Source organism: Anaeromassilibacillus senegalensis (assembly GCF_001261775.1).
Taxonomy (GTDB): domain Bacteria; phylum Bacillota; class Clostridia; order Oscillospirales; family Acutalibacteraceae; genus Anaeromassilibacillus; species Anaeromassilibacillus senegalensis.
This window is the reverse complement of the sequence record NZ_LN868535.1, coordinates 451045-472428: the sequence shown is the minus strand read 5'-3', so window position 1 is coordinate 472428 and position 21384 is coordinate 451045. Positions and strand designations below refer to the sequence as shown.

15 protein-coding genes and 1 pseudogene are annotated in these 21384 nt (G+C 54.9%); all 16 read left to right on the top strand.

The genetic code is table 11. The features are described from left to right. The first annotated feature begins 57 nt into the window (after window positions 1-57). The 16 genes and pseudogenes from gyrB to BN2106_RS02200 all read left to right on the top strand — a co-directional run bounded on the left by gyrB (window position 58) and on the right by BN2106_RS02200 (window position 21316). Window positions 58-1998, top strand: a complete 1941-nt coding sequence (gyrB, locus tag BN2106_RS02280) for a DNA topoisomerase (ATP-hydrolyzing) subunit B (protein ID WP_050696947.1) — start codon at window positions 58-60, stop codon at window positions 1996-1998. Window positions 1999-2045: 47 nt separating this feature from the next. Beyond that, a complete protein-coding gene (locus tag BN2106_RS02275; RefSeq protein WP_050696946.1) occupies window positions 2046-2729 on the top strand; it encodes a hypothetical protein in 684 nt (227 codons plus the stop codon). A 911-nt stretch (window positions 2730-3640) separates the two neighbouring features. Beyond that, window positions 3641-4213 (top strand): hypothetical protein, encoded by a 573-nt coding sequence (locus BN2106_RS02270; RefSeq protein ID WP_050696945.1) that lies wholly within the window; start codon window positions 3641-3643, stop codon window positions 4211-4213. A 13-nt stretch (window positions 4214-4226) separates the two neighbouring features. After that, window positions 4227-4772: a YcxB family protein gene (locus BN2106_RS02265; protein WP_050696944.1), complete on the top strand. Its 546-nt coding sequence runs from the start codon at window positions 4227-4229 to the stop codon at window positions 4770-4772. A 53-nt stretch (window positions 4773-4825) separates the two neighbouring features. Then, window positions 4826-7377 (top strand): annotated as a pseudogene (gyrA, locus tag BN2106_RS02260) (DNA gyrase subunit A). 13 nt (window positions 7378-7390) lie between these two features. Beyond that, window positions 7391-8041 (top strand): lysozyme inhibitor LprI family protein, encoded by a 651-nt coding sequence (locus BN2106_RS02255; protein ID WP_050696943.1) that lies wholly within the window; start codon window positions 7391-7393, stop codon window positions 8039-8041. 993 nt (window positions 8042-9034) lie between these two features. Continuing rightward, window positions 9035-9580, top strand: a complete 546-nt coding sequence (locus BN2106_RS02245) for an NUDIX hydrolase (RefSeq protein ID WP_050696941.1) — start codon at window positions 9035-9037, stop codon at window positions 9578-9580. 404 nt (window positions 9581-9984) lie between these two features. Beyond that, complete coding sequence (locus BN2106_RS02240; RefSeq protein ID WP_050696940.1) at window positions 9985-10329, top strand: TIGR04076 family protein; 345 nt, start codon at window positions 9985-9987, stop codon at window positions 10327-10329. Window positions 10330-10870: 541 nt separating this feature from the next. Then, on the top strand, window positions 10871-12202 hold the full coding sequence (locus BN2106_RS02235; protein ID WP_050696939.1) for an MATE family efflux transporter: 1332 nt from the start codon (window positions 10871-10873) through the stop codon (window positions 12200-12202). Window positions 12203-12322: 120 nt separating this feature from the next. Continuing rightward, window positions 12323-12505 (top strand): hypothetical protein, encoded by a 183-nt coding sequence (locus BN2106_RS02230; RefSeq protein ID WP_050696938.1) that lies wholly within the window; start codon window positions 12323-12325, stop codon window positions 12503-12505. A 139-nt stretch (window positions 12506-12644) separates the two neighbouring features. Beyond that, window positions 12645-13916 carry a DUF1015 domain-containing protein gene (locus tag BN2106_RS02225; RefSeq protein WP_050697007.1) on the top strand — a complete coding sequence of 424 codons (1272 nt, stop codon included), beginning with the start codon at window positions 12645-12647 and terminating at the stop codon, window positions 13914-13916. Between the two features lie 93 nt (window positions 13917-14009). Continuing rightward, entirely contained in the window at window positions 14010-15008 is a 999-nt protein-coding gene (locus tag BN2106_RS02220; RefSeq protein ID WP_050696937.1) for an aldo/keto reductase, read from the top strand. Window positions 15009-16502: 1494 nt separating this feature from the next. Then, window positions 16503-17477 carry an ABC transporter ATP-binding protein gene (locus BN2106_RS02215; protein WP_050696936.1) on the top strand — a complete coding sequence of 325 codons (975 nt, stop codon included), beginning with the start codon at window positions 16503-16505 and terminating at the stop codon, window positions 17475-17477. Next, complete coding sequence (locus BN2106_RS02210) at window positions 17474-18181, top strand: ABC transporter permease (protein ID WP_050696935.1); 708 nt, start codon at window positions 17474-17476, stop codon at window positions 18179-18181. Before BN2106_RS02215 ends, BN2106_RS02210 begins: the two co-directional genes overlap by 4 nt. 12 nt (window positions 18182-18193) lie before the next feature. Beyond that, window positions 18194-19846 (top strand): Gldg family protein, encoded by a 1653-nt coding sequence (locus tag BN2106_RS02205; RefSeq protein ID WP_050696934.1) that lies wholly within the window; start codon window positions 18194-18196, stop codon window positions 19844-19846. Then, window positions 19847-21316, top strand: a complete 1470-nt coding sequence (locus BN2106_RS02200) for a DUF4340 domain-containing protein (RefSeq protein WP_050696933.1) — start codon at window positions 19847-19849, stop codon at window positions 21314-21316. It abuts the gene before it with no gap. Window positions 21317-21384 lie beyond the last annotated feature (68 nt).

Below are 21384 nucleotides of genomic sequence, written 5' to 3'. Positions count from 1 at the left end.
AAACCACCTGTTTCCGCCGATGAATGGAGTAACATTTGAGTGGGAGAGATCACAAACATGGAAATAAATGAAATGACCCAAACGACCCAGGCGTATGATGAAAACCAAATACAGGTTTTGGAAGGCCTGGAGGCCGTCCGGAAGCGTCCCGGCATGTATATCGGTTCCACGGGGCCGCGCGGCCTGCACCATCTGGTGTATGAGATCGTGGATAACGCCATTGACGAGGCGCTCGCGGGCTACTGCGATAAAATCGAAGTGAAGATTCTGCCCGGCAATGTCATCCGTGTGACGGACAACGGCCGCGGCATCCCGGTTGGCATCCAGCAGAAGACGGGCCTTCCGGCGGTGACGGTGGTCTTTACCATCCTGCACGCCGGCGGCAAGTTCGGCGGCGGCGGATACAAAGTGGCGGGCGGCCTGCACGGCGTGGGCGCGTCTGTTGTCAACGCGCTGTCCGAATGGCTGGAGGTTGAGGTATTCCATGAAGGGAAAATCTATCACCAGCGGTTTGAACGCGGCAAGTCCGTGGAGGATTTGCATGTCATCGGGGACTGCGACCCGGGCCGCACCGGCACGCACGTCACGTTTCAGGCGGATTCGGAAATATTTAAAGAAAGCACGGTATATGAATATGAGACGCTGCAGAAGCGTCTGCGCGAGCAGGCGTTCCTGAATGCGGGCGTGCGCATCGAGCTGAGCGACGAGCGCGACCCGGAGCGTCTGGTGATCGACGACTTCCGGTATGCCGGCGGCATCTCCAGCTTTGTGGAGTTCATCAACAAGGAGAAGGAACCGATCCACGAGGACGTCATTCATTTCTCCTGTGTGGCGCCGGACGACAGCGCGACAGCGGAAGTCGCGATGCAGTACAACGACTCCTATAACGAGCTGCTTTTGAGCTTTGCAAACAACATCCACACGACCGACGGCGGCACGCATGAGGACGGCTTCAAGCGCTCGCTGACCCGTGTGATGAACGAATATGCGCGCAAATACAACATCATCAAGGAAAACGACAAAAACCTTTCCGGCGACGACGTCCGCGAGGGATTGACGGCGATCATCAGCGTCAAGATGAAGGAAGCCCAGTTTGAAGGCCAGACCAAGGCACGATTGGGCAATACGGAGATCGGCACCATGGTCAGCCAGCTGATGGGCGACAAACTGGCGACGTATCTGGAGGAAAATCCGGCGACGGCGCGCGCGATCTTTGATAAGGCGCTGGCGGCGTCCCGCGCAAGAGAAGCGGCCCGCAAAGCCCGCGAACTGGTGCGCCGGAAATCCGAGTTGGAAACGGCTTCCCTGCCCGGCAAACTGGCGGACTGCCAGAGCCGCAACCCGGACGAAACAGAAATCTACATCGTCGAGGGTGATTCCGCAGGAGGGTCTGCCAAGGGCGGACGCGATCGTAAATATCAGGCGATCCTGCCGCTTTGGGGCAAGATGCTCAACGTGGAAAAGGCGCGTCTGGACAAAGTGTACGGCAATGAAAAGCTGATGCCGGTTGTGACGGCGCTGGGCTGCGGCATTGGAGACGAATTCGATCTGTCCAAGCTGCGCTATGGCAAAATCATCATCATGGCGGATGCCGACGTCGACGGCTCCCATATCCGCACGCTGTTGCTGACGTTCTTCTTCCGCTTTATGAAGCCTCTGGTTGAGGAAGGGCATATCTATCTGGCGCAGCCGCCGCTCTTCCGCGTCAGCAAGGGGAAAAAGCATTTCTACGCGTTCTCCGACCGGGAGCGCGACCAGCTGATGGCCGAAATGGTCAGCGGCTATGAGATCCAGCGCTACAAAGGTCTTGGTGAAATGGACTCCGAGCAGCTTTGGGAGACAACTATGAACCCGGAGACCCGTACGATGCTACGCGTGGAGGTGGAGGACGCCGCCGCCGCGGACGAGGCGTTCACCGTCCTGATGGGCGATAAGGTCGAGCCGCGCCGCGCGTTCATTGAAAAGAACGCCAAATATGTGCAGAATCTCGACGTATAACGATTGTGGAAATACCTTTTACAAGATTGAAGGAGCGAAACAGCCAAATGAAACCATTTGAAAAGGAAAACGAGGAGGCCGGGCAGCCTCCGGAACGGCAGGGGGACCCGTCCCCCGCGTCCGAAGGGTACCCCGCGGAGCCGGAAGAAGAACAGGAAGAACCTGTGGAGTGGGACGGAAGCGAAGCCGAGCTGGTGGCGGATGGCGCCGACCAGGAATATAAAGACACGGTGACCGGCTTTAAATTTTCGTACATACTCCGCGAGGAAGAAATTTACGCCTGCATGAAGGAGACGCAATACGACCAAAAGCGGAAGCGCCGCACAGCGGTCGAACTTTGCATCTTTTCTGCCCTGCTGCTGTTTTTTCTGGTATCCTTCTTCCTGTACCGCCAGCCGGATAACCTGTTTTTTGCCACGGTCTGCGCGGCGTTTATCTTTATCATGATTTTCCTGCCGGGAATCCGCATCAAACAGGATGCCAAACGCAATGCCGATGACAAAGAGGTTTGCATGGAGGTCTACCCCGACGAAATTGTAATGGGCCGCGGCGAACGCAAATGGAAAATCCCGCTGGACGGCTCCTGCCGCAGCGCGGTAATCCAGCAAAATCTCGTTGTCTATTTTAAGGGCGACGATATGGTGATCCTCCCCATGCGCTGTGTGGAACCCGATATCCTGCCGGAAATCGAAGCGATTATTCAGGCGGGAACATCCCGGAGTAAAGAGTAAATAAAAACCCCCTCCGCACAGCGCGGGATATAACAAGGTCATTCGCATCTGCGGCGGTTTTCTCATAAAGCCCAATAATATAAAAACATATAGGTTCTACCCAATAGAAGCCTGCTGTCAAAGAATAACAACCCAGCCGACCCTTGGCAAAGCATCCCAATAAAGCGGAGAAAACTCCAGTGCCGACGGCAATGAAGAGCACGCCGCCCTCCCTGGGCAAAGCGTCCCAATGGGGATACCGGGGGTTGTAAGGGGGGCGTGAGTCGAAGTCATCCGGAGCCCACTCTCGCGCCCCCCTTTCGCGGTCTTTGCTTCCTTTTCGACAAGACGGAAAGGAAGTGCCCGCCCGACATGAGGGCAAACCAGCGGTTTTCTCCCGCTTTTGCAAAAGCAAATAAGATTTAAAGATTGCATCTGCAATCAAGTTTTCTAAAAATTACTAAATAAAAATTGTTTTACTTTTAAAAATAAAAAGTTTTTGCTGTCGCTTTTCAAAGCGACGTACAGCCCCGGCGAAAGCCGGGGCTAAAAAGAAAAGCCCCAGAGGCAGCACCATGCCTCATAAACAACAATATCACTCGTTTCCACTCGCTCTTCTCAGAAACAAGAATTTCGTTCTCTGCGGAGAACGACAAAGGGCGCTGCCCTTTGATCCCGCCGCTTTTTAGAAAAGCGGAAAAACACATTTTAAAAATAACCTGTAAGGTAAAACACACCCCGGGAGCTTGTCCCGTCCGTCCCGCCACTGCGATTCCATCTCAGGTGTGGATACCCCGTATAGTGGGATATAAAAGATCATCTTTTTATAAAGACTTGCTGGGAAAACCGCCGGAGGCGCGAAAGACGTTACACGTCCGGACCGTCCCGACCGGAGGTCCACTTTTTACAAAAGGGAAAGGAGTCCTGCCATTTTGCCAACCTTCTACGAAGGCGAACCGATCGCCGTTGTTCAGCAAACTCTGACAGAAGAAGAATATGCGCAGGCGGCGCTCTTTGCCGATTCCATGCGCGCGGTCATCAATCGAAAAGGCGTCCGTGCGGCGATCTGTCTGACGGCGGCGGCGCTGGCGCTGTCTTCCGTCCCCGCGTATCTGAACCAGTATGCCACCGCGTGGATTCCTTTTGTTTTTGCGGGGCTGGCGCTTCTGTTGGCGGCGTATTTTTTCTTTACACAGCCGAAACGCAAAAAAGCGCATGAAGCCGCCGTCTTTCGTGAAACCCATGTGTTGGCGGAGTCGGTGACCATCTCCGTTTACCGCGACAGCGTTGCGGCGGAATCGCAGGTCGAACAGCTCCGCGCTTATTGGACCGACTATTGCGCCTGTTATGAAAACCGGGAGTATATTGTCTGTGCGGGCGGATGGGACCGCAATCTGCTGATTCTGGCAAAGAAAAATATTCCGGAGGAGCGGCGCGAGGCCGTGTCCGCGCATATGCAGAATACCTTCGCGTCCAAGTATCGCCGCGTCACATCAAAACGGTAAAGGAGGGATTCGGTTGGAGGAACATGCACAATTGACCGTCAGCTTTCTGCCGACAAAGCAGGATTACGCAGATTATCAGCTTGCCGCGGTCGAAGCGGCGGCAAGTCCCAAAGAGCGGCTTGCGCTGCGCGCCGTCGGGTTCCTGATGGTTGTTACCGGATTCGTCCTTTGCCTGTTTTTCGGGTTGGGAGACCCCTACAATACCCTGTTGTGTTCCCTGCTGGTGCTGGCGGGGCTTGCCGTGGGGTTTTATCACGATGCAATCCAGCCGTTGTTTGTGCGAAGCAGGGCGCAGTCGTTTTTCGACCGCGCGCAGGAACGAATGACCGCGCAAACGCTGCTGTTCTATGAGGACCGTGCGGAAATCCGGTCGGACCGGTATGAGGCCGCGCTCCCCTATGCGCTGCTGTATGGCGCGTATGAGGACAAAAACCTCTTTTTACTGCGTTTGGGGCCGTGGGAGTCCCGGTATATTCCCAAACGCGCGTTGTCCGGTGAAGACTGCGAGACGCTGCACCGGTTGCTACAGGAAAGCTTACAGGAAAAATTCGTACGATAAAAGCATCCATCAAAGCGGAGGGTTGTTCCCCGCAGGAAAGGGTTGGTTTCTAAATGGAAGAAATGCAGGAAAATAACCGGATTATCAACGTGGACCTGGAAAAGGAAATGAAAAAATCTTTTCTGGACTACTCCATGTCCGTCATCGTGTCCCGCGCCCTGCCGGACGTGCGCGACGGTCTGAAGCCGGTACACAGAAGAATCCTCTATACGATGTATGAGAACAACTTATCCCCGGACAAGGCGTACCGCAAATGCGCGGATACCGTCGGTTCCGTTCTGGGACGTTACCACCCGCACGGCGACGCGTCCGTATATGACGCATTGGTCCGTCTGGCGCAGGATTTCTCCATGCGCTATATGCTGGTGGACGGGCATGGAAACTTCGGTTCCATCGACGGTGACCCCCCTGCGGCCTATCGTTATACGGAGAGCCGCATGAGTCACATTGCCGTGGAGATGTTACAGGATATCGACAAGGATACCGTCGATTTCATGCCGAACTACGACGACCGTCTGAAGGAGCCCGCCGTCCTGCCCAGCCATTTCCCGAACCTGCTGGTCAACGGTTCCACAGGGATCGCGGTCGGCATGGCGACGAATATCCCGCCGCACAACATGGGCGAAGTCATCGACGGCATGTGCTGTCTGATCGACAACCCCGACGCGACTCTGGACGACCTGATGCAGCATATCAAGGGTCCGGACTTCCCCACCGGCGCGATCATCATGGGCCGTGCGGGGATCCGCGCCGCCTACGCGACGGGCCGACGGGCCGCGGCCGCATCACCGTGCGCGCCCGCGCGGAAATTGAAGAGGAAAAGAACGGCCGCTATCACATCATTGTGACCGAACTGCCGTACCAGGTCAACAAGGCGCGGCTGATTGAAAATATCGCCACGCTGATCAAGGAGAAGCGCCTCGACGGCATCTCCAACATCGAAGACCATTCCGACCGCGAGGGCATGCGCATCGTGATCACTGTCAAGCGCGACGCGTCCCCGCAGATCGTATTGAATAAGCTGTATTCGTTCACGCAGATGCAGACGACGTTCGGCGTGATCATGCTGGCGATCGTCAACGGCGAGCCGAAGACGCTGACGCTCAAGCAGATTCTGGACGAATACATCACCTTCCAGGTGAGCGTTGTGACCCGCCGCACCCAGTTTGAGCTGAAAAAGGCGGAGGACCGCGCGCATATCCTGGAGGGCTTGAAAATTGCCGTCGATAATATCGACGAGGTAATCAATATCATCCGGTCGTCCAAGGACCGCTCCAACGCCAGACAGCGGCTGACCGAGCGCTTCGGCCTGGACGACATACAGACGCAGGCCATCGTACAGATGCAGCTGGGCGCTCTGACCGGTTTGGACCGCCAGAAGCTGGAGGACGAGCTGACCGCCCTGCTGGCAAAGATCGCGGACTTGAAGGATATTTTGAGCAACGGCGACCGCCTGCTGGCAATCGTCAAGGATGAAGCGCTGGAGGTCAAAAAGAAGTTCAACGACGAGCGCCGTACGGAAATCGCCGCCATCAGCGGCGAGGTCGATATAGAAGACCTGATTCCCGAGGAGGAGTGCGTTCTCACGCTGACGAACTTCGGCTACGTCAAGCGCCAGAAGACCGACACGTACCGCACCCAGCGGCGCGGCGGGCGCGGTGTGTCCGGCATGACCCGCCGGGAGGAGGATGTGGCGACGGAGATGTTCGTCATCAACAGCCACGACTATGTCATGTTCTTCAGCGACCTGGGCCGCGTCTATCGCCTGAAGTGCTACGAGGTGCCAGAGGGCTCCCGCACCAGCAAGGGCATGAACATCGCAAACCTGCTGCCCATCTCGCCGGACGAGCGCGTCACGTCGATGATCCGCGTGCCGCAGTTCGACGCGGACAGCTATCTGGTTATGGTCACGCGCAACGGCATCATCAAGCGCACGCCGCTTGCCGCGTACAACACCACCCGCAAGGGCGGCGTGATCGGCATCGATCTGGACGAGGGCGACGAGCTCTGCTGGGTGCGCCTGACCAACGGCAGCGACGAGCTGATGGTCGCGACAAAGAAGGGCATGGCAATCCGCTTCCGTGAGACGGATGTGCGCGCCATGGGCCGCACCGCGCGCGGCGTGAAGGCGCTGACGCTCCGGGAGGGCGACTGCGTCGTCGGCATGAGTATCCTGCGCGAGGGCGGGCTGGTGCTGACTGTCAGTGAGACCGGTTATGGCCGCCTGTCTTCCATCGACGATTACCGCATCCAGTCGCGCGGAGGCAAGGGACTGACCAACTATCATGTGGAAAAATACGGGGATGTCGCCGCCATCAAGGTGGTCGACCTGGATGACGACATCATCCTGATTGCAAGCGACGGCGTGATTATCCGCATCCGCGCCAATTCGATCCGCGAATGCGCAAGGCCCAGCAAGGGTGTGCGCGTCATGCGGTTGACCGAGAGCAGCCGTGTTGTGACGCTGGCCCGCACCGCGCATGAGGAGGACGAAGACGAGGCGGATGAGCTTCCAGAAGACGATGGCGACGCCACCGACGGCGCGCTGACGCCCGAAGAGATGGAACAGGAAGCCGCCGTTTCCGACGCGCCTGTAGAAGAATAAAGGGGGCTTGCGTATGAAAAAACGTCTATTTGTTTCTTTATTGGCGGTTTGTATCGCTGCGTCCCTGTTTGCGGGCTGTACCAATCAGCAGAAACCGGAACCGGCGCCGGACAGCTCCGCGCTGCCGGTTTCCTCCAGCGACGCGCCCTCGAGCAGTGTCGAGGGAACGGTTGAAGGGGAATCCTCTGAGGGAGCGCCGGTTTCCTCCACTCCCCCCGCCTCCCAGCCGGCGGAAAGCAGTCCGGGCCAGGTTTTGCCGGTGGAGACGGAGAATAAGGATTTTGATACGAAATTTGCCAATAATCCCATTGACAAGGCCTATATCAAGGACAACAACAACGCGATTTCCAACCGCGACATGGTGGAGGTTTCCGACAAATACGCGGAAATCTGGAAAAAAGAGGTGTCCTCTGCCTATGAAAAGCTGCTGGAGAAGGTCTCCGCTGACCGCCGCGAGACGCTGAAAGCGGAGCAGAAGGCATGGAGCGACGGCACGGAAGCAGCGCTTCAAGAGATCGAGGAGGAGGCCGCCGCCGTTGGCGGCACCATGGCGCAGGTGGACGCGTCCAGCCGCGTGATGGATTATTACCGCAGCCGTGCCGCGAAGCTTTATGAGGAATTGTATCAGGTGGAACCTGGGTATTCGTATGATTTTGCAGGTTGAGTTTACAAACAGTTTGTGCTTACGAATAAACTGTGTTTTCCCACTTTTCTGAAAGGTGGGACCTGCGGTCGGCACGCGCCTGCGGCGAGGATCATTTTTTACCTGACAGGTAATGATTAAAACCTGTTTCCCCACCTTTCTAAAAGGTGGGACCTGCGGTCGGCTCGCGCCTACGGCGAGGATCATTTTTTACCTTATAGGTAATGGCCCAAACATGTTTTTCCGCTTTTCTAAAAAGCGGCGGGATCAAAGGGCGGCGCCCTTTGCCGCTCCTCGCAAGGAGCGGAACTCTCTTTCTGAGAAGAGCGAGTGGGAACGAGTGATAGGGTCCTTTATGAGGCAGGGTGCTGCCTCTGGGGCTTTTCTTTGGTTCCCCGGCTTTTCTTTGGTTCTCCGGCTTTCGCCGGGGGTGTACGTCGCTTTGAAAAGCGACAGCAAAGATTGTTTACTTTAAAAAAATAAAACAAATTTTTATCTTTAAAAACAATGAGATTCTTTGTTTTAAACAAGCAAAAGTAAATTTTCACATTGCGAAAACAACGGGTTCCTTCACTTTAAGAAAACAAAAGAGAATTTATTGGACAAGCAACATTTCTTTTAAAAATTTTACTTTTAAAGCTTTTATTCCATAACACAATTACAGTAAATGTTGTTGCGTAGCAACCTTGTATTAAAAAAGAAGAATTAAAAACACTTTACATGAAACAAGCAAATTAATTGCATGTGCAATCTTATACCTTTTTGCGCTTTTACAAAAGCGGGAGAAAACCGCTGGTTGCCCTCATGCCGGGCGGCACCTCCGGTGGGGACGCTCGCTTGAGGCTAAAGCCTCGCTCGATGCTCCAAACGACCATCGCCGTAGGCGCGTGCCGACCGCAGGTCAACTTTCAGTATTATCCACAGAGTTTTCAACCGAATGCTGAATATGTCAATTTACAACCGGAAAATCCGGGTGATTTTTATACGAATCGTAGAGAGAGGAAGGCCGATTTTATGAAACTGACGGAAAAAAAGCTGGGCCGTACGGAGATTTACCGGGGCCGCATCATCGACATGTTTGTGGATGACGTGGAGCTGGAAAACGGCGCGAAAGCAAAGCGCGAGGTTGTGTCCCACCCGGGCGGCGTGAGCATTGCGGCGCTGACCGATCAAAATGAACTGCTGTTTGTCCGCCAGTACCGGTATCCCTATGCACAGGTCGTGTTGGAAACGCCCGCGGGCAAGCTGGAACGCGGCGAAGACCCGCTGGAGGCGGGTAAGCGCGAGCAAAAAGAAGAAACCGGAACGACAGCGGAGCAATACCTCAGTTTGGGAAAGCTCTACCCCACGCCCGGTTATTGTGACGAGATTATTCATCTGTATGCCTGCCGCGTGACCGGCTTCGGCGAAACGCACTTTGACGAGGATGAGTTTCTGGAAGTCGAGCGTATTCCGCTTGACAAGGCGGTGGAAATGGTTATGAACAACGAGATTGCCGACGCCAAGACCCAGGTGCTGATTTTAAAGACTGCCCGCCTTGTGGCGGAGGGAAAGCTTTAACGGTCTGTATAATCAGCGGTGTTTATAACAAAAATCCCCCTGTTTCGCGCATAATCGACGGTATATTTGGTGTGTTGTTATTTTTAAAGCAGCTAGCAGATATAAATGCCAATTGCTAAATTGGACAGATATTCTGTAGAATCGGTAAATATGGACGGAATCCAATGGTCTTATATTTCATATCAAGCGGAGTGAGAAAGGATAGTTTACTTTCTTCTCAGCGCTATAAAACCTCGAATTATAAAAACTATTTGTATAAAACAGGTTAGTTATTACGGAGTGTGAGGGTGATAACCTGCCTTTGCTTTATTTGTACAGTGATAATCAGTGTAGCCCGGATTTTTATTTCTTCGTTAGGATATGCGAATGGCAATGGTGTTTTAATCAAAAAGGAAGTGGGCTTGGTGAAAAAAGTAAAAATCACCGTATTGAAAACGACGCTGGACCGGGAGCTGGCGAAAGAATACGGCGCGGAAGGCTTGACTGCCTGCCCTATGTTGATGAAGGGTCAAGTGTTTTATGCCGAATATGCCAAGCCGGACGGTTTCTGCGACGAGGCGTGGAAGGCGATCTATCAGTATGTATTTGCCCTGTCGCACGGCGCCGACAAGGAACTGTTCTATTACGGCGATTGGATCCGGAAGCCAGGCGTTGCGATTTGCAGCTGCAACGACGGCCTTCGTCCTGTCATTTTCAAACTGGAAGCGACGGACGAAGATTCCCAGGTTGACTACATACCGGTTCGATAAAATACATGTAAAAATAAACAGACAGTAAACGGCGGCTGGATTTATTCAGACCGCCGTTTTGTTATGGATTCATGTAGACAAACATATTTCATCCGTTACCTGTCAGATAGATAGTCCCGGGGATATGTCCCGCTCGTTCCCCTATATTTTTGTAAGCTAAAATAACACTTTGTGTGACGGGCGCGTTACAGCTTGTATTCTGCAACGGCCCCGGAAATCACCCGATAGTACAAAATATCCGTAAAGATCGTTATCACTCGTTTCCACTTGTTCTTCTCAGGAAGAGGATCTCTGGTCAGAATGCTCGATTAAGTCTAAAGCTTCACTCAATGTTCCAAACGACCATCCCTGCTTTTCGGAAACAGAGAAAGACATATTTTAAGAATTGCCCGTGAGGTAAAAATGATCCTCGCCGTAGGCACGTACCGACCGAAGGCCTTAGAATTGCATTTATCTGCCGCTTGTTCTATAATAGTCTCCTGAAAAACAACGACAGATTCCGACAAAGGGAACCTGCCTATTTTGAAATGCGGGTGAAACGATGTTCTCAAGAAGAGATTTATCCCGGCTTCTGGTCCCATTGATCATCGAGCAGGTTCTGGCGGTACTGGTCGGTATGGCCGACGTTGTGATGGTCGCGGCAGTGGGAGAAGCGGCGGTTTCCGGCGTCTCTCTGGTGGATTCCATCAGTTTGCTGATCATTCAGCTGCTCGCTGCGCTGGCGACGGGCGGTGCAGTGGTCTGTTCGCAGTATCTGGGACGGAAAGAACCCAAACAGGCATGTGTTGCCGCCAACCAGCTCCTGCTGTCCACGGTTTTGCTCTCCGTTGTCATCATGGCGGTTGCGCTGATCGGAAGTAAACCGCTGCTCCGCCTGATCTTTGGCAATATCGCGCCGGACGTCATGCAGAACGCGGAGATTTACTTTTTCCTGTCGGCGCTGTCGTATCCCTTTCTTGCAGTCTATAATTCCTGTGCAGCGCTATACCGTTCCATGGGCAATTCCAAGGTATCCATGAAAACCTCCCTCTGCATGAACGGCATCAATATTGCGGGCAACGCCATCTGTGTGTTCGGTCTGCACATGGGCGTCGAAGGCGTGGGAATCCCAACGGTGATTTCCCGGGCAACTGCCGCGATCATCATGTTGGTGATCGTCCGGAATGAAAACAATGTGATCCATATCGACCGGAAACTGCGTCTGGGCGTTCATCCTACCATGATTCGAAACATTCTCAGGATCGGTGTTCCCGCCGGGATGGAAAACAGCATGTTTCAGCTGGGGAAAATCCTGGTGCAGAGTCTTGTCGCCACGCTTGGAACCGCGTCTATCGCGGGTTTTGCCGTCGCGGGCAACCTGGTCAACTTTGAGTATCTGCCGGGGACTGCCATCGGACTGGGAATGGTTACGGTGATCGGACAATGTGTCGGCGCGGGCGAATATGAACAGGCAAGGCAATACACAAAAAGCCTGATCAAATTTAACTATCTCATCCTGGCGGCGCTGGCCGTTCTGCTCTCCCTGCTCGCCGGGCCGCTTGTCAGCATTTATAATCTGTCTCCGGAGGCGGCGTCCATTGCGGAACAGCTTATCCTTGTACACAGCGTGGCTATGTTGGTCTGGCCGATCTCCTTCGCGCTTCCCAATACGCTTCGCGCGGCAACAGATGTCAAATTCACCATGCTGACCTCGATCTTCTCGATGTGGGCGTTCCGCATCGGCATGAGTTACGTGCTGGTTTTGGTATGCGGTTGGGGCGTGATGGGCGTCTGGATCGCCATGTTTATCGATTGGGCGTTCCGGGCCGCGCTGTTTGCGTGGCGCTTCCACAGCGGCAAATGGATTGCTCGTTCCATTCCGGAGGCAAGTTAATATCTTTCACGTGGGCAATCCGTGTTTCGCCTTGTCCCGGCATGGGGGCTGTGCTATAATGGATAAAAAACGGGTCAGGATCAAAAGATTGCGGATTTTAAAACCGAAATCATCGAACAGATGAATGTTATCATAGAATCCCGCGTGGAAAAACAGATTCAACTGCTGGCGGAAGGCCATCAGGATATTTTGGAAAAGCTCCCCGACGTCGATAAAGTCCGCGATTTGGAAGAACGCGTCAGTACGCTCGAAAACATCGCTAAGATGCAACGTCAGGAATTGAACGCCATGAAGGGCGCATAAATTACATAGATTGAGCAGCCGCGCATGTGGGGATTCCCGCATGCGCTTTTTGTTTTTAAAGAATCTTTTGTGTTGGCAAATGGGGTACTATGGAAATACTTATATTCATTGGCCAAATGAGGCCGGAAAGGCGGACCTTATGCCGGAAATCGCACCCCTGCGCGCGCTGCGCTATACCGCAAAGGCGGGAGAAATGGAGACGCTGCTCTGCCCGCCGTACGACGTCCTCGCTCCCGGCGACCGGGAGCGTTTTGCCGCCCGGAATCCGTACAATTGTATGCATCTGGAGGTTCCCGATGGAGACGATCCTTACCGGGCCGCCGCGGAGCAATTGCGGCAGTGGACGGAAGAAGCTGTGTTGAAGCGCGACCTGCTGCCGGCGATGTTTCTTTATGAACAGGAGTTCCGTCTGCATGGGGAAACGCTGCGCAACAAGGTCCTGTATTGCCGAGTCAAGCTCTCCGAGCCGCAGGAGGGAATGATTCTGCCGCATGAGAAAACGTTGGACGAGGCCAAGCGGGACCGCCTGCGTTTGATGCAGTCCACCTTCTGTAATATCAGCCCCGTATACGGCCTGTATGAGGACCCAAAACGCGAGACAAAGGAGCGGATCGACCGTCTATCCGACTGCAAGCCGCGCTACACCTGCACGCTGGACGGTGTGACGCACCGCCTGTGGGTGGTCAACGACCTCGTGGTACTGCGGGCGTTCCGCGACGACTTCCAGGATCGCAAGATTTACATTGCCGACGGGCATCACCGATATGCGACGGCGTTGGAATTCCGGCGCTGGTGTAAAGAGCAGGGAAAGGACTGCCCCGGCGCGGAAACGATCATGATGGGACTGGCGGACATCGACGGGCCGGGACTGGCAGTGCTGCCGATTCACCGGCTGCTGCACGGTCTTCCCCATTTTGACGAAGATGCTCTTTTGGAGCGCTGCCGTACCTGTTTTCACGTCTATGAGATGGACACGCCGGAAAACATTGAGACCAATATGGATGCTCTGCACCGGCAGGCAAAGAAAGCGTTTGCGTATTATTCCGGCGGGAACAAGTGGCTGCTGCTGATTCTGAAGGACGAAACCCTGATGGACCGCCTCTGCCCAGAGCAGAGTGAGGCAACACGGAACCTGAATGTGTCACTGCTGCACAAGGTCATCCTGGAGGACATGCTCGGCATCGACGCGGATAATATGGCGAAGCAGGAAACCCTGACCTATACCCGCGATTTTCAGGAGGCGCTTTCTTCTGTTCGCGACGGAGAAAGCCAGTGCGCGTTTTTCGTCAATCCCGCGCGCATACAGGAAATCCGCCGGATCGCAGACGCGGGCGAAAAGATGCCGCAGAAGTCCACCTGGTTCTATCCCAAGCTGATCACGGGATTCCTGATCAATCCATTGACGGATTAAAAAATTCCCCTTGACTTCAAGTGTGCTTGAAGATGTAAACTGGTTTTACAGATGAAAATGGACTCGTTTGATTTACAATAGGGAGGAATTGGTATGTCTTATACGGCCAGTAAAGAACGGTATGGGCAAATCCCATACAACCGCTGCGGGGCAAGCGGATTAAAGCTGCCGATGCTGTCTTTGGGATTATGGCACAATTTCGGCACGAACGACGACTATGCGAACATGAAAGCCATGTGCTTCACCGCATTTGACAACGGGATTACGCACTTTGACCTTGCGAATAACTACGGTCCGGAGCCGGGCAGCGCGGAGTCCAACTTTGGGAAAATCGTCCGGGAGGAGCTGCACGGGTACCGCGACGAACTGGTGATCAGCACCAAGGCCGGGTATACGATGTGGGACGGCCCCTATGGCGACTGGGGCAGCCGCAAATATTTGCTCGCCAGCCTGGACCAGAGTTTACAGCGCCTGGGCCTGGATTACGTGGATATCTTCTATCATCACCGCATGGACCCGAATACACCGCTGGAGGAGAGTATGATGGCGCTGGATACCGCCGTTAAGAGCGGCAAGGCGCTATATGCGGGGATCTCCAATTACAACCGGGAGACCACTCGGAAGGCGATGGAAATTTTACAGGAGCTGAAATGTCCGTTCATTATCAACCAGAGCCGCTATTCCATTTTTGACCGGCACATTGAGACGGACGGCCTGAAATCGTTTGCGGCGCAGAACGGCTGCGGGATTATCGCGTTCAGCCCGCTGGCGCAGGGCCTTCTGACAGACAAATATTTGAAAGGGGTTCCGGAGGACAGTCGCATCAAGCGCGACGGACGTTTCCTGCACGCCGACCAGCTGACGCCGGAAAAACTGGGCCAGATTGCCGCGCTGAACAAGATTGCGGCAAACCGCGGGCAGACGCTGGCGCAGATGGCGCTGAGCTGGGTTCTGCGCGACGGCGAAGTGACCAGCGTGTTGATCGGCGCATCGAAACCGGCGCAGATTCTGGAGAACATCGGGATTGTGGAAAAGACCGCGTTTACGGAGGAAGAGCTGCGGGCGATTGATGCGATCAGCCTAGCGGGGTGAGGGCCTTTTTTGAAAGAACTTAAAATGACAGGGGTTTGGGGCTGTTGGAGAACAGCCCCTTTTTGTTACCCTTACAGGGAGCAGACAAAACGTGTTTTTCCACCTTTTTAAAAGGTGGGACCTGCGGTCGGCTCGCGCCTGCGGCGAGGATCATTTTTTACCTGACAGGTAATGACTAAAATGTGTTTTTCCGCTTTTTTGAAAAGCGGCGGGATCAAAGGGCGGCGCCCTTTGCCGCTCCTCGCAAGGAGCGGAACTCTCTTCCTGAGAAGAGCGAGTGGGAACGAGTGATAGGGTCCTTTATGAGGCAGGGTGCTGCCTCTGGGGCTTTTCTTTGGTTCCCCGGCTTTCGCCGGGGGTTACGTCGGGGGTTACGTCGCTTTTAAAAGCGACAGCAAAGACTTTTTACTTTCAAAAAGTAAAACAAATTTTTATCTTTCAAAAACAATGGGATTCTTTGTTTTAAACAAGCAAAAGTAAATTTTCACATTGCGAAAACAACGGGTTCCTTCACTTTAAGAAAACAAAAGAAGATTTGTTGTACAAGCAACATTTCTTTTATAACCTCTATTTTAATTCATAACACGATTATAATGGAGATTGTTGCATAGACAATCTTGTGTTAATAAACAAAACTAAAAAACGCTTTACAGGAAACAAATAATTTGATTGCATGCGCAATTTTTCTCTTATGCGCTTTTGATAAAGCGGGAGAAAACCGCTGGTTGCCCTCATGCCGGGCGGCACCAACTTTCGGTCTTGCCACGAAAGTTGGACAAAGGCACGCGTAGGGGGGCGCGAGAGCTGGGCTCCGTATTAGTTCGACTCACGCCCCCCTACACCCCCGGTATCCCCATATACCTTAAATGCTCAGGGAGAGCAATGTGCTTTTCATTGACGGCGGAGCTCCGGTTTTTCTATGCTTTATGGGGATTCTTTGCCCAGGGTCAGCTGGGTGTTTTTAACTTTCAATAAGAAAATTTAATCAAGTTACCGGCTAAGATGTCACACGGGAGTTGGTTCTTTCTGTCGCGGGCATCCGTGGATCTGTGCTTATATAAGCTTCCGCCCGCGCCGTCCCGACCGGAGGTCCGCCCCCCTACACCCCCGGTATCCTCATATACCTGGGATGCTCAGGGCAGACGGCGTGCTTTTCATTGCCGGCGAAGCTTGGATTGCGTTTGCTTTTTATGGGTTTTATGCAAATTATCAGCTGGGCTTTATCATTTTACATGAGGACGTTGTTGGGTGGAACCTCTGCGTTTTTTTATAGCATTCAACCTTATGGGATAACCACCGGAGGTGCGGAAGACGTTGCACGTCCCGTCGCGGGTATCCGTGGTATTTTGTTTTGCTCAACGTCCGCCCGCGCCGTCCCAACCGGAGGTCAGCCTGCCTTCAAGGGATTTTCACGCAATCATCACATTCACTTGCTACACTATAAAAATTAGATAACTTTGCAGTATTTACATTCCAGAAAATGGAGGGACGCATATGATCGAGGTGAAAAACCTCACCAAGCGGTACGGGTCCAACCTGGCGCTGAACCATATCAGCTTTACGTTGGAGGAGGGCACTATTTTGGGGTTTCTTGGCCCGAACGGCGCGGGAAAATCCACCACCATGAATATCATCACCGGCTACCTTTCCCCCACGGAAGGCAGCGTCACAGTGGGCGGATTCGATACGCTGGAAAACCCGATGGAAGCCAAAAAGCGCATCGGCTACCTGCCGGAAATTCCCCCGCTCTACAACGACATGACCGTGCGGGAATACCTCAGCTTTATGTATGAGTTGAAAAAAGTCAAGCTCCCCAAAAAGGAACATATCGCGGAAATCTGCGCGCTGGTCAAGATCGACGACATGATGAACCGGCTGATTGCCAACCTGTCCAAAGGCTACAAACAGCGTGTCGGCATCGCACAGGCCCTGCTGGGAAATCCGCCGGTCCTGATTCTCGACGAACCGACTGTCGGGCTCGACCCCAAACAGATCATTGAAATCCGCAATCTGATCAAAAGCCTGGGCCAGAAGCACACGGTCATTCTGAGTTCCCACATCCTGCCGGAAGTGCAGGCGGTGTGCGACCGCATCATTGTCGTTAACCGGGGCGCGATTGTCGCGGACGGCACACCGGACAGCCTGGCGCACGATCTTTCCCGGGAAAACCGCCTGCTGGTCCGCATGGAAGGCGCGGAATCCGATCTGCATACGGCGCTGCAAGCGATTCCCGGCGTGGAACACGTCACAAACCTGGGCGAAAAAGAACCGGGCGTCTATGAGTTTTCCGTAGAGGGCGCGGAGCACACCGACCTGCGCCGTCCGGTCTTTGACGCCGCCGCACAGCATCACTGGCCTATCCTGGGCATGAAGAGCAGCGACCTGACGCTGGAAGAAGTCTTCCTGCGCCTGATCGGCGGGGAAACATCCGAAGAAGCGGAACCGGAGGAAAAGGAGGCGGCGGTATGACGGCAATTTTCAAAAAGGAACTGCGTTCCTACTTTACCTCCCCCGTGGGATATGTCTGCGCGGCGGTGCTGTTCGCACTGTACGGCTTCTACTATTATTCCGTGATGCTCGTCGGGTCCACCTATTACATCGCGGCGGGCGTATACAGTTCCATGTTCATCTGGAGCATGATGATCCTCCCCATCCTGACGATGCGCAGCTTCAGTGAAGAGCAGAAAAACAAGACCGACCAAGCGCTTTTGACTGCCCCCGTCGGGACCGGTTCAATCGTACTGGGCAAATTTCTGGCTTCCGCCGCCGTGTATGGCATCATCATGCTGGGAAGTCTGGTCCCGGCGGTGGTCCTCTCGTTCTTTTCCGCCCCGAACTGGGCGCTGATCGCCGGCACGGTGTTCGGTTCGTTCCTGTACGGCGCGGCAATGCTCGCCATCGGCATCTTTATCTCGTCCCTGACACAGAGCCAGATCGTCGCGGCCATCGGTACGTTCGGCGTGTCGATCCTGCTGGTGATCGTGGACCAGTTTTCCGGTATGGCAGGCAACGAAACGGCTGCGAAAATCCTGAACTGGCTGTCCTTTAACAGCCGCTACACCCCGTTTACCAACGGCATCTTCAACTTTGCAAGCATCGTGTTCTTCCTCAGCGTTGCGGCGGTCTTCCTGTTTTTGACGGCCCGCAAGCTGGAGAGCCGGCGCTGGAACTAAGGAGGCAGGCAGATGGATCACGAGAAGAAAAACGGCGTCCAGCCGGAAGAAGAAACCCCGGCTGCAATGAATGAGGCGGTAACGGAGGAGCCGGCCGCGGCCTCCGCCCCGGAACAGGGGGAGGAAGCCCCGGTTTTGACCGAGGAAATAGTGGAAGAAACAGCGGTAGAGGAACAGGCGGCCCCCGTGGAGCCGATTCAGAAAAAGAAGCCCAAAAAACCGAAGAAAGACTCCCGCAAAGGTAAGTTCCGGGGAATCTCCTTCGCGTTTACCGCGGGATTGATTGTACTGATCGTTTTGCTGAACGTGGTGGTCAGCATTTTGGGCGAGCGCTACCCCTCCATGAACCTGGACCTGACGACGGGTAAAGTAAACACCCTTTCCGAAAGCGCCGCGCAGGTTGCTTCCAACGTGCAGACCCCGACCACCATCACGATCATGGCGGGCGAGGACATCGCCCGGTCCGATACGAATTATCAGCAGGTCAGCATTCTGGCCGATAAGATGGCGGAGCGCAATTCCAACATCACCGTCGCCTATCTGGAACTCGATAAAAACCCGGCGTTTGCGTCGCAGTACCAGGACGAAAACATCACGACGGGCAGCGTGCTGGTGGAGACGGAGAAGCGTCACCGCGTCCTCAACTATGGAGACCTGTTCAGCACGCAGTATTCCATGGACGGCAGCATGGTGACGTATTCCAAAGTGGACAGCGCGCTGGCATCCGCGGTCAGCTCCGTCAATGCGGACACCCTGCCGCTCGCGGTCTTTGACGGCAGCCACAGCGAAGCGGTGGACCTCGCCGTCTACCGCACCCTGTTGGAGGGTAACAATTTTGAGACGCAGGACTTCCAGCTCCTGACCGAAGAAATTCCGGAAAACGCGCAGCTTTTGGTCCTGGGCACCCCCACCACGGACTGTACGCCGGACGAGATCGAAAAACTGGAAGCTTTCCTCAACGACGAGACGCGCGGCACGGACCGCTCTCTGCTGGTGACCTTCCATCCCAATCAGGCGGCGCTGCCGAACCTGACGGCCTTTTTGAAAGAATGGGGCCTCGACGTGCAGCAGGCGACGGAGGTTGTCGAGAGTGACGCCAACAGCTATATTCCCTCCGGCCCGGGCAATATTCTGGTCAATATCGGGTCGGACGTGGTGCTGAACAGCAATGCGCAGGGCTACAATCTTGTGGTCATGCCGCAGAGCAGCCCCATCAACCTGCTGTTTGATGAGCGCAACGGGATCACAACGCATTCCCTTGCCACCAGCAACAGTACTTCCTACCTGTTCGACGGTACGCAGGAGAGCTTTGACAATCCACAGATGGGCTCCTACAACGTCGCGGCCATGGCACAGAAGCAGGTGGGTCAGAATACCGCCAACGTGGTGGCCATCGGCAGTACCTTTATGTTTGACGACGGGATCCTGAACGTCAACACCTATGGAAACGGTTCCTTTGTTACCGACCTGTCCCGGTACGTGACCGGCGTGACCGGCAGCGAAGCGGTTTCCATGGAAAACGCGCAGGTGCGCACGGCGGAACTGGATATCTCCATGAGCCTGCTGAACGTCACCCTGCTGGGACTCGGCGTCTTTACGATCCTGCTGCCGCTCTGTGTGGCGGTGATCGGTCTGGTGATTTACATCCGGAGGAGGCGATTATAAATGAAACCGGCGACCCGAAATTTTGCCGTTCTCGGCGCTTGCATCGTCGTGTTGGGCGGTGTGCTGGCCGGTCTGCTGATGACCGGCGGCAGCGAGGGGGACGTTGTATCCTCCGGCGTTCTGGAACAGCCCTCCGAGGACATCGCGCTGCTCAACAAGGAGGAGTCGGATATTTCCTCCATTGAGATCAGCAATACCAACGGTTTGTTCACCATTGTCCCGGCGGAAAAACAGCCGGAGACCAGTGCGGCGGGCGTTTCCTCACAGGATGCTTCCTCCGGGGAGGAGAGCGTCACATTCACTATTGCGGAACTGGAGGGCCTGCCGCAGGATACTTATACCGTCAACTCGGCGGCGGAGGGCGGCTGGAAGCTCTTTGCGACAAAGAAGATCGGCACGGTCAGCAACCCCAGCGAGTTCGGCCTTTCCACGCCGCGCGCCACGGTACATATCCGTTTTCAGGATGGCAGCACCTACGGCTATGTGATCGGCAATACCTCCGCGGAGGACAGCGCCGCTTATTATCTGCGCGGAGTCGATTCCGAGGAGGTTTACGTGGTAAAACTCCCGGAAACCTACCTCGATGACAAGCGGACGTTCCTTTCCCGCCAGGTGCTGGACTTTTCCGCGCTGGGCGACGGGACCGCCGCCCCCTTCCGCAGGCTGGTGCTGGACGGCAAGGCCCTGACGCAGCCCATCACGCTGGAGCAGGGGCAGGACGGCTTGTACGTTATGACCGAGCCCAACCGGATGGAGACCGACGAGGCGGAAATTTCCGGCCTGACCGACATGCTTTCCACACTGACCGCCAGCGAGGTGGCGGCCCTCCATCCCGACACCACACAGCTGCGGGAATACGGGCTTGAGAACCCGATTAACACCGTGGAGCTGTACTGCACTGACGGCAACACCTACCTGCTGAAGGCCGGCGCGGGCCGGGAGGGCGACCGGTTCCTGATGCTGGACGGCGTGGACATTGTCTACCGCGTGGCGGAGGACGTCATTGCCCCGTGGGTCAATATCCTCAAGCCGTTTGACGTGCAGGACAAGGCCCTGCTGACCGGCGGCGTGGAGAATGTGAAGAGCCTAAGCGTCACAATGGAAGGCGGCATGGTTTTCCGCTGGGATGTGGCACGCACAAAAGATGAGGAAAAATCCACGGAGGACACCCCCTATTACAATTACGCGGCAACGGACGCGACCGGCGCGCCGGTCGATTACGACCGCTTCCAGACGCTGTACCGCCAGTTTGCCGCGGAAACCGTTTTGGAAGAAGCGGACGGCCAGCCGGAAACCGATCCGGTCCTGACCGTGAAGGTGGAGACACAGGACGGTTCCGCCGCGCAGGAGCTGGTATTCTATTCCTCCGGCGAGCGCGCCTGCGTCGCCGTGCTGAACGGCTCCGTGCGGGGCAGTGTCCCGCGCACGGATGTGGATGCCCTCGCCGCCGCCGTCCAGGGCATGGCGTAAACAGGCGATGATCTGTAAAAGCTGCTGACGGTTAAAAAGGCATCCCAATTATCAATTGCAGAAAAGAA

What these genes read in the sequence shown, in the direction of transcription:
- gyrB (WP_050696947.1), top strand. Translation starts at nt 58, where the DNA reads ATGGAAATAAATGAAATGACCCAAACGACCCAGGCGTATGATGAAAAC.
- BN2106_RS02275 (WP_050696946.1), top strand. Translation starts at nt 2,046, where the DNA reads ATGAAACCATTTGAAAAGGAAAACGAGGAGGCCGGGCAGCCTCCGGAA.
- BN2106_RS02255 (WP_050696943.1), top strand. Translation starts at nt 7,391, where the DNA reads ATGAAAAAACGTCTATTTGTTTCTTTATTGGCGGTTTGTATCGCTGCG.
- BN2106_RS02245 (WP_050696941.1), top strand. Translation starts at nt 9,035, where the DNA reads ATGAAACTGACGGAAAAAAAGCTGGGCCGTACGGAGATTTACCGGGGC.
- BN2106_RS02235 (WP_050696939.1), top strand. Translation starts at nt 10,871, where the DNA reads ATGTTCTCAAGAAGAGATTTATCCCGGCTTCTGGTCCCATTGATCATC.
- BN2106_RS02230 (WP_050696938.1), top strand. Translation starts at nt 12,323, where the DNA reads ATGAATGTTATCATAGAATCCCGCGTGGAAAAACAGATTCAACTGCTG.
- BN2106_RS02225 (WP_050697007.1), top strand. Translation starts at nt 12,645, where the DNA reads ATGCCGGAAATCGCACCCCTGCGCGCGCTGCGCTATACCGCAAAGGCG.
- BN2106_RS02220 (WP_050696937.1), top strand. Translation starts at nt 14,010, where the DNA reads ATGTCTTATACGGCCAGTAAAGAACGGTATGGGCAAATCCCATACAAC.
- BN2106_RS02215 (WP_050696936.1), top strand. Translation starts at nt 16,503, where the DNA reads ATGATCGAGGTGAAAAACCTCACCAAGCGGTACGGGTCCAACCTGGCG.
- BN2106_RS02210 (WP_050696935.1), top strand. Translation starts at nt 17,474, where the DNA reads ATGACGGCAATTTTCAAAAAGGAACTGCGTTCCTACTTTACCTCCCCC.
- BN2106_RS02205 (WP_050696934.1), top strand. Translation starts at nt 18,194, where the DNA reads ATGGATCACGAGAAGAAAAACGGCGTCCAGCCGGAAGAAGAAACCCCG.
- BN2106_RS02200 (WP_050696933.1), top strand. Translation starts at nt 19,847, where the DNA reads ATGAAACCGGCGACCCGAAATTTTGCCGTTCTCGGCGCTTGCATCGTC.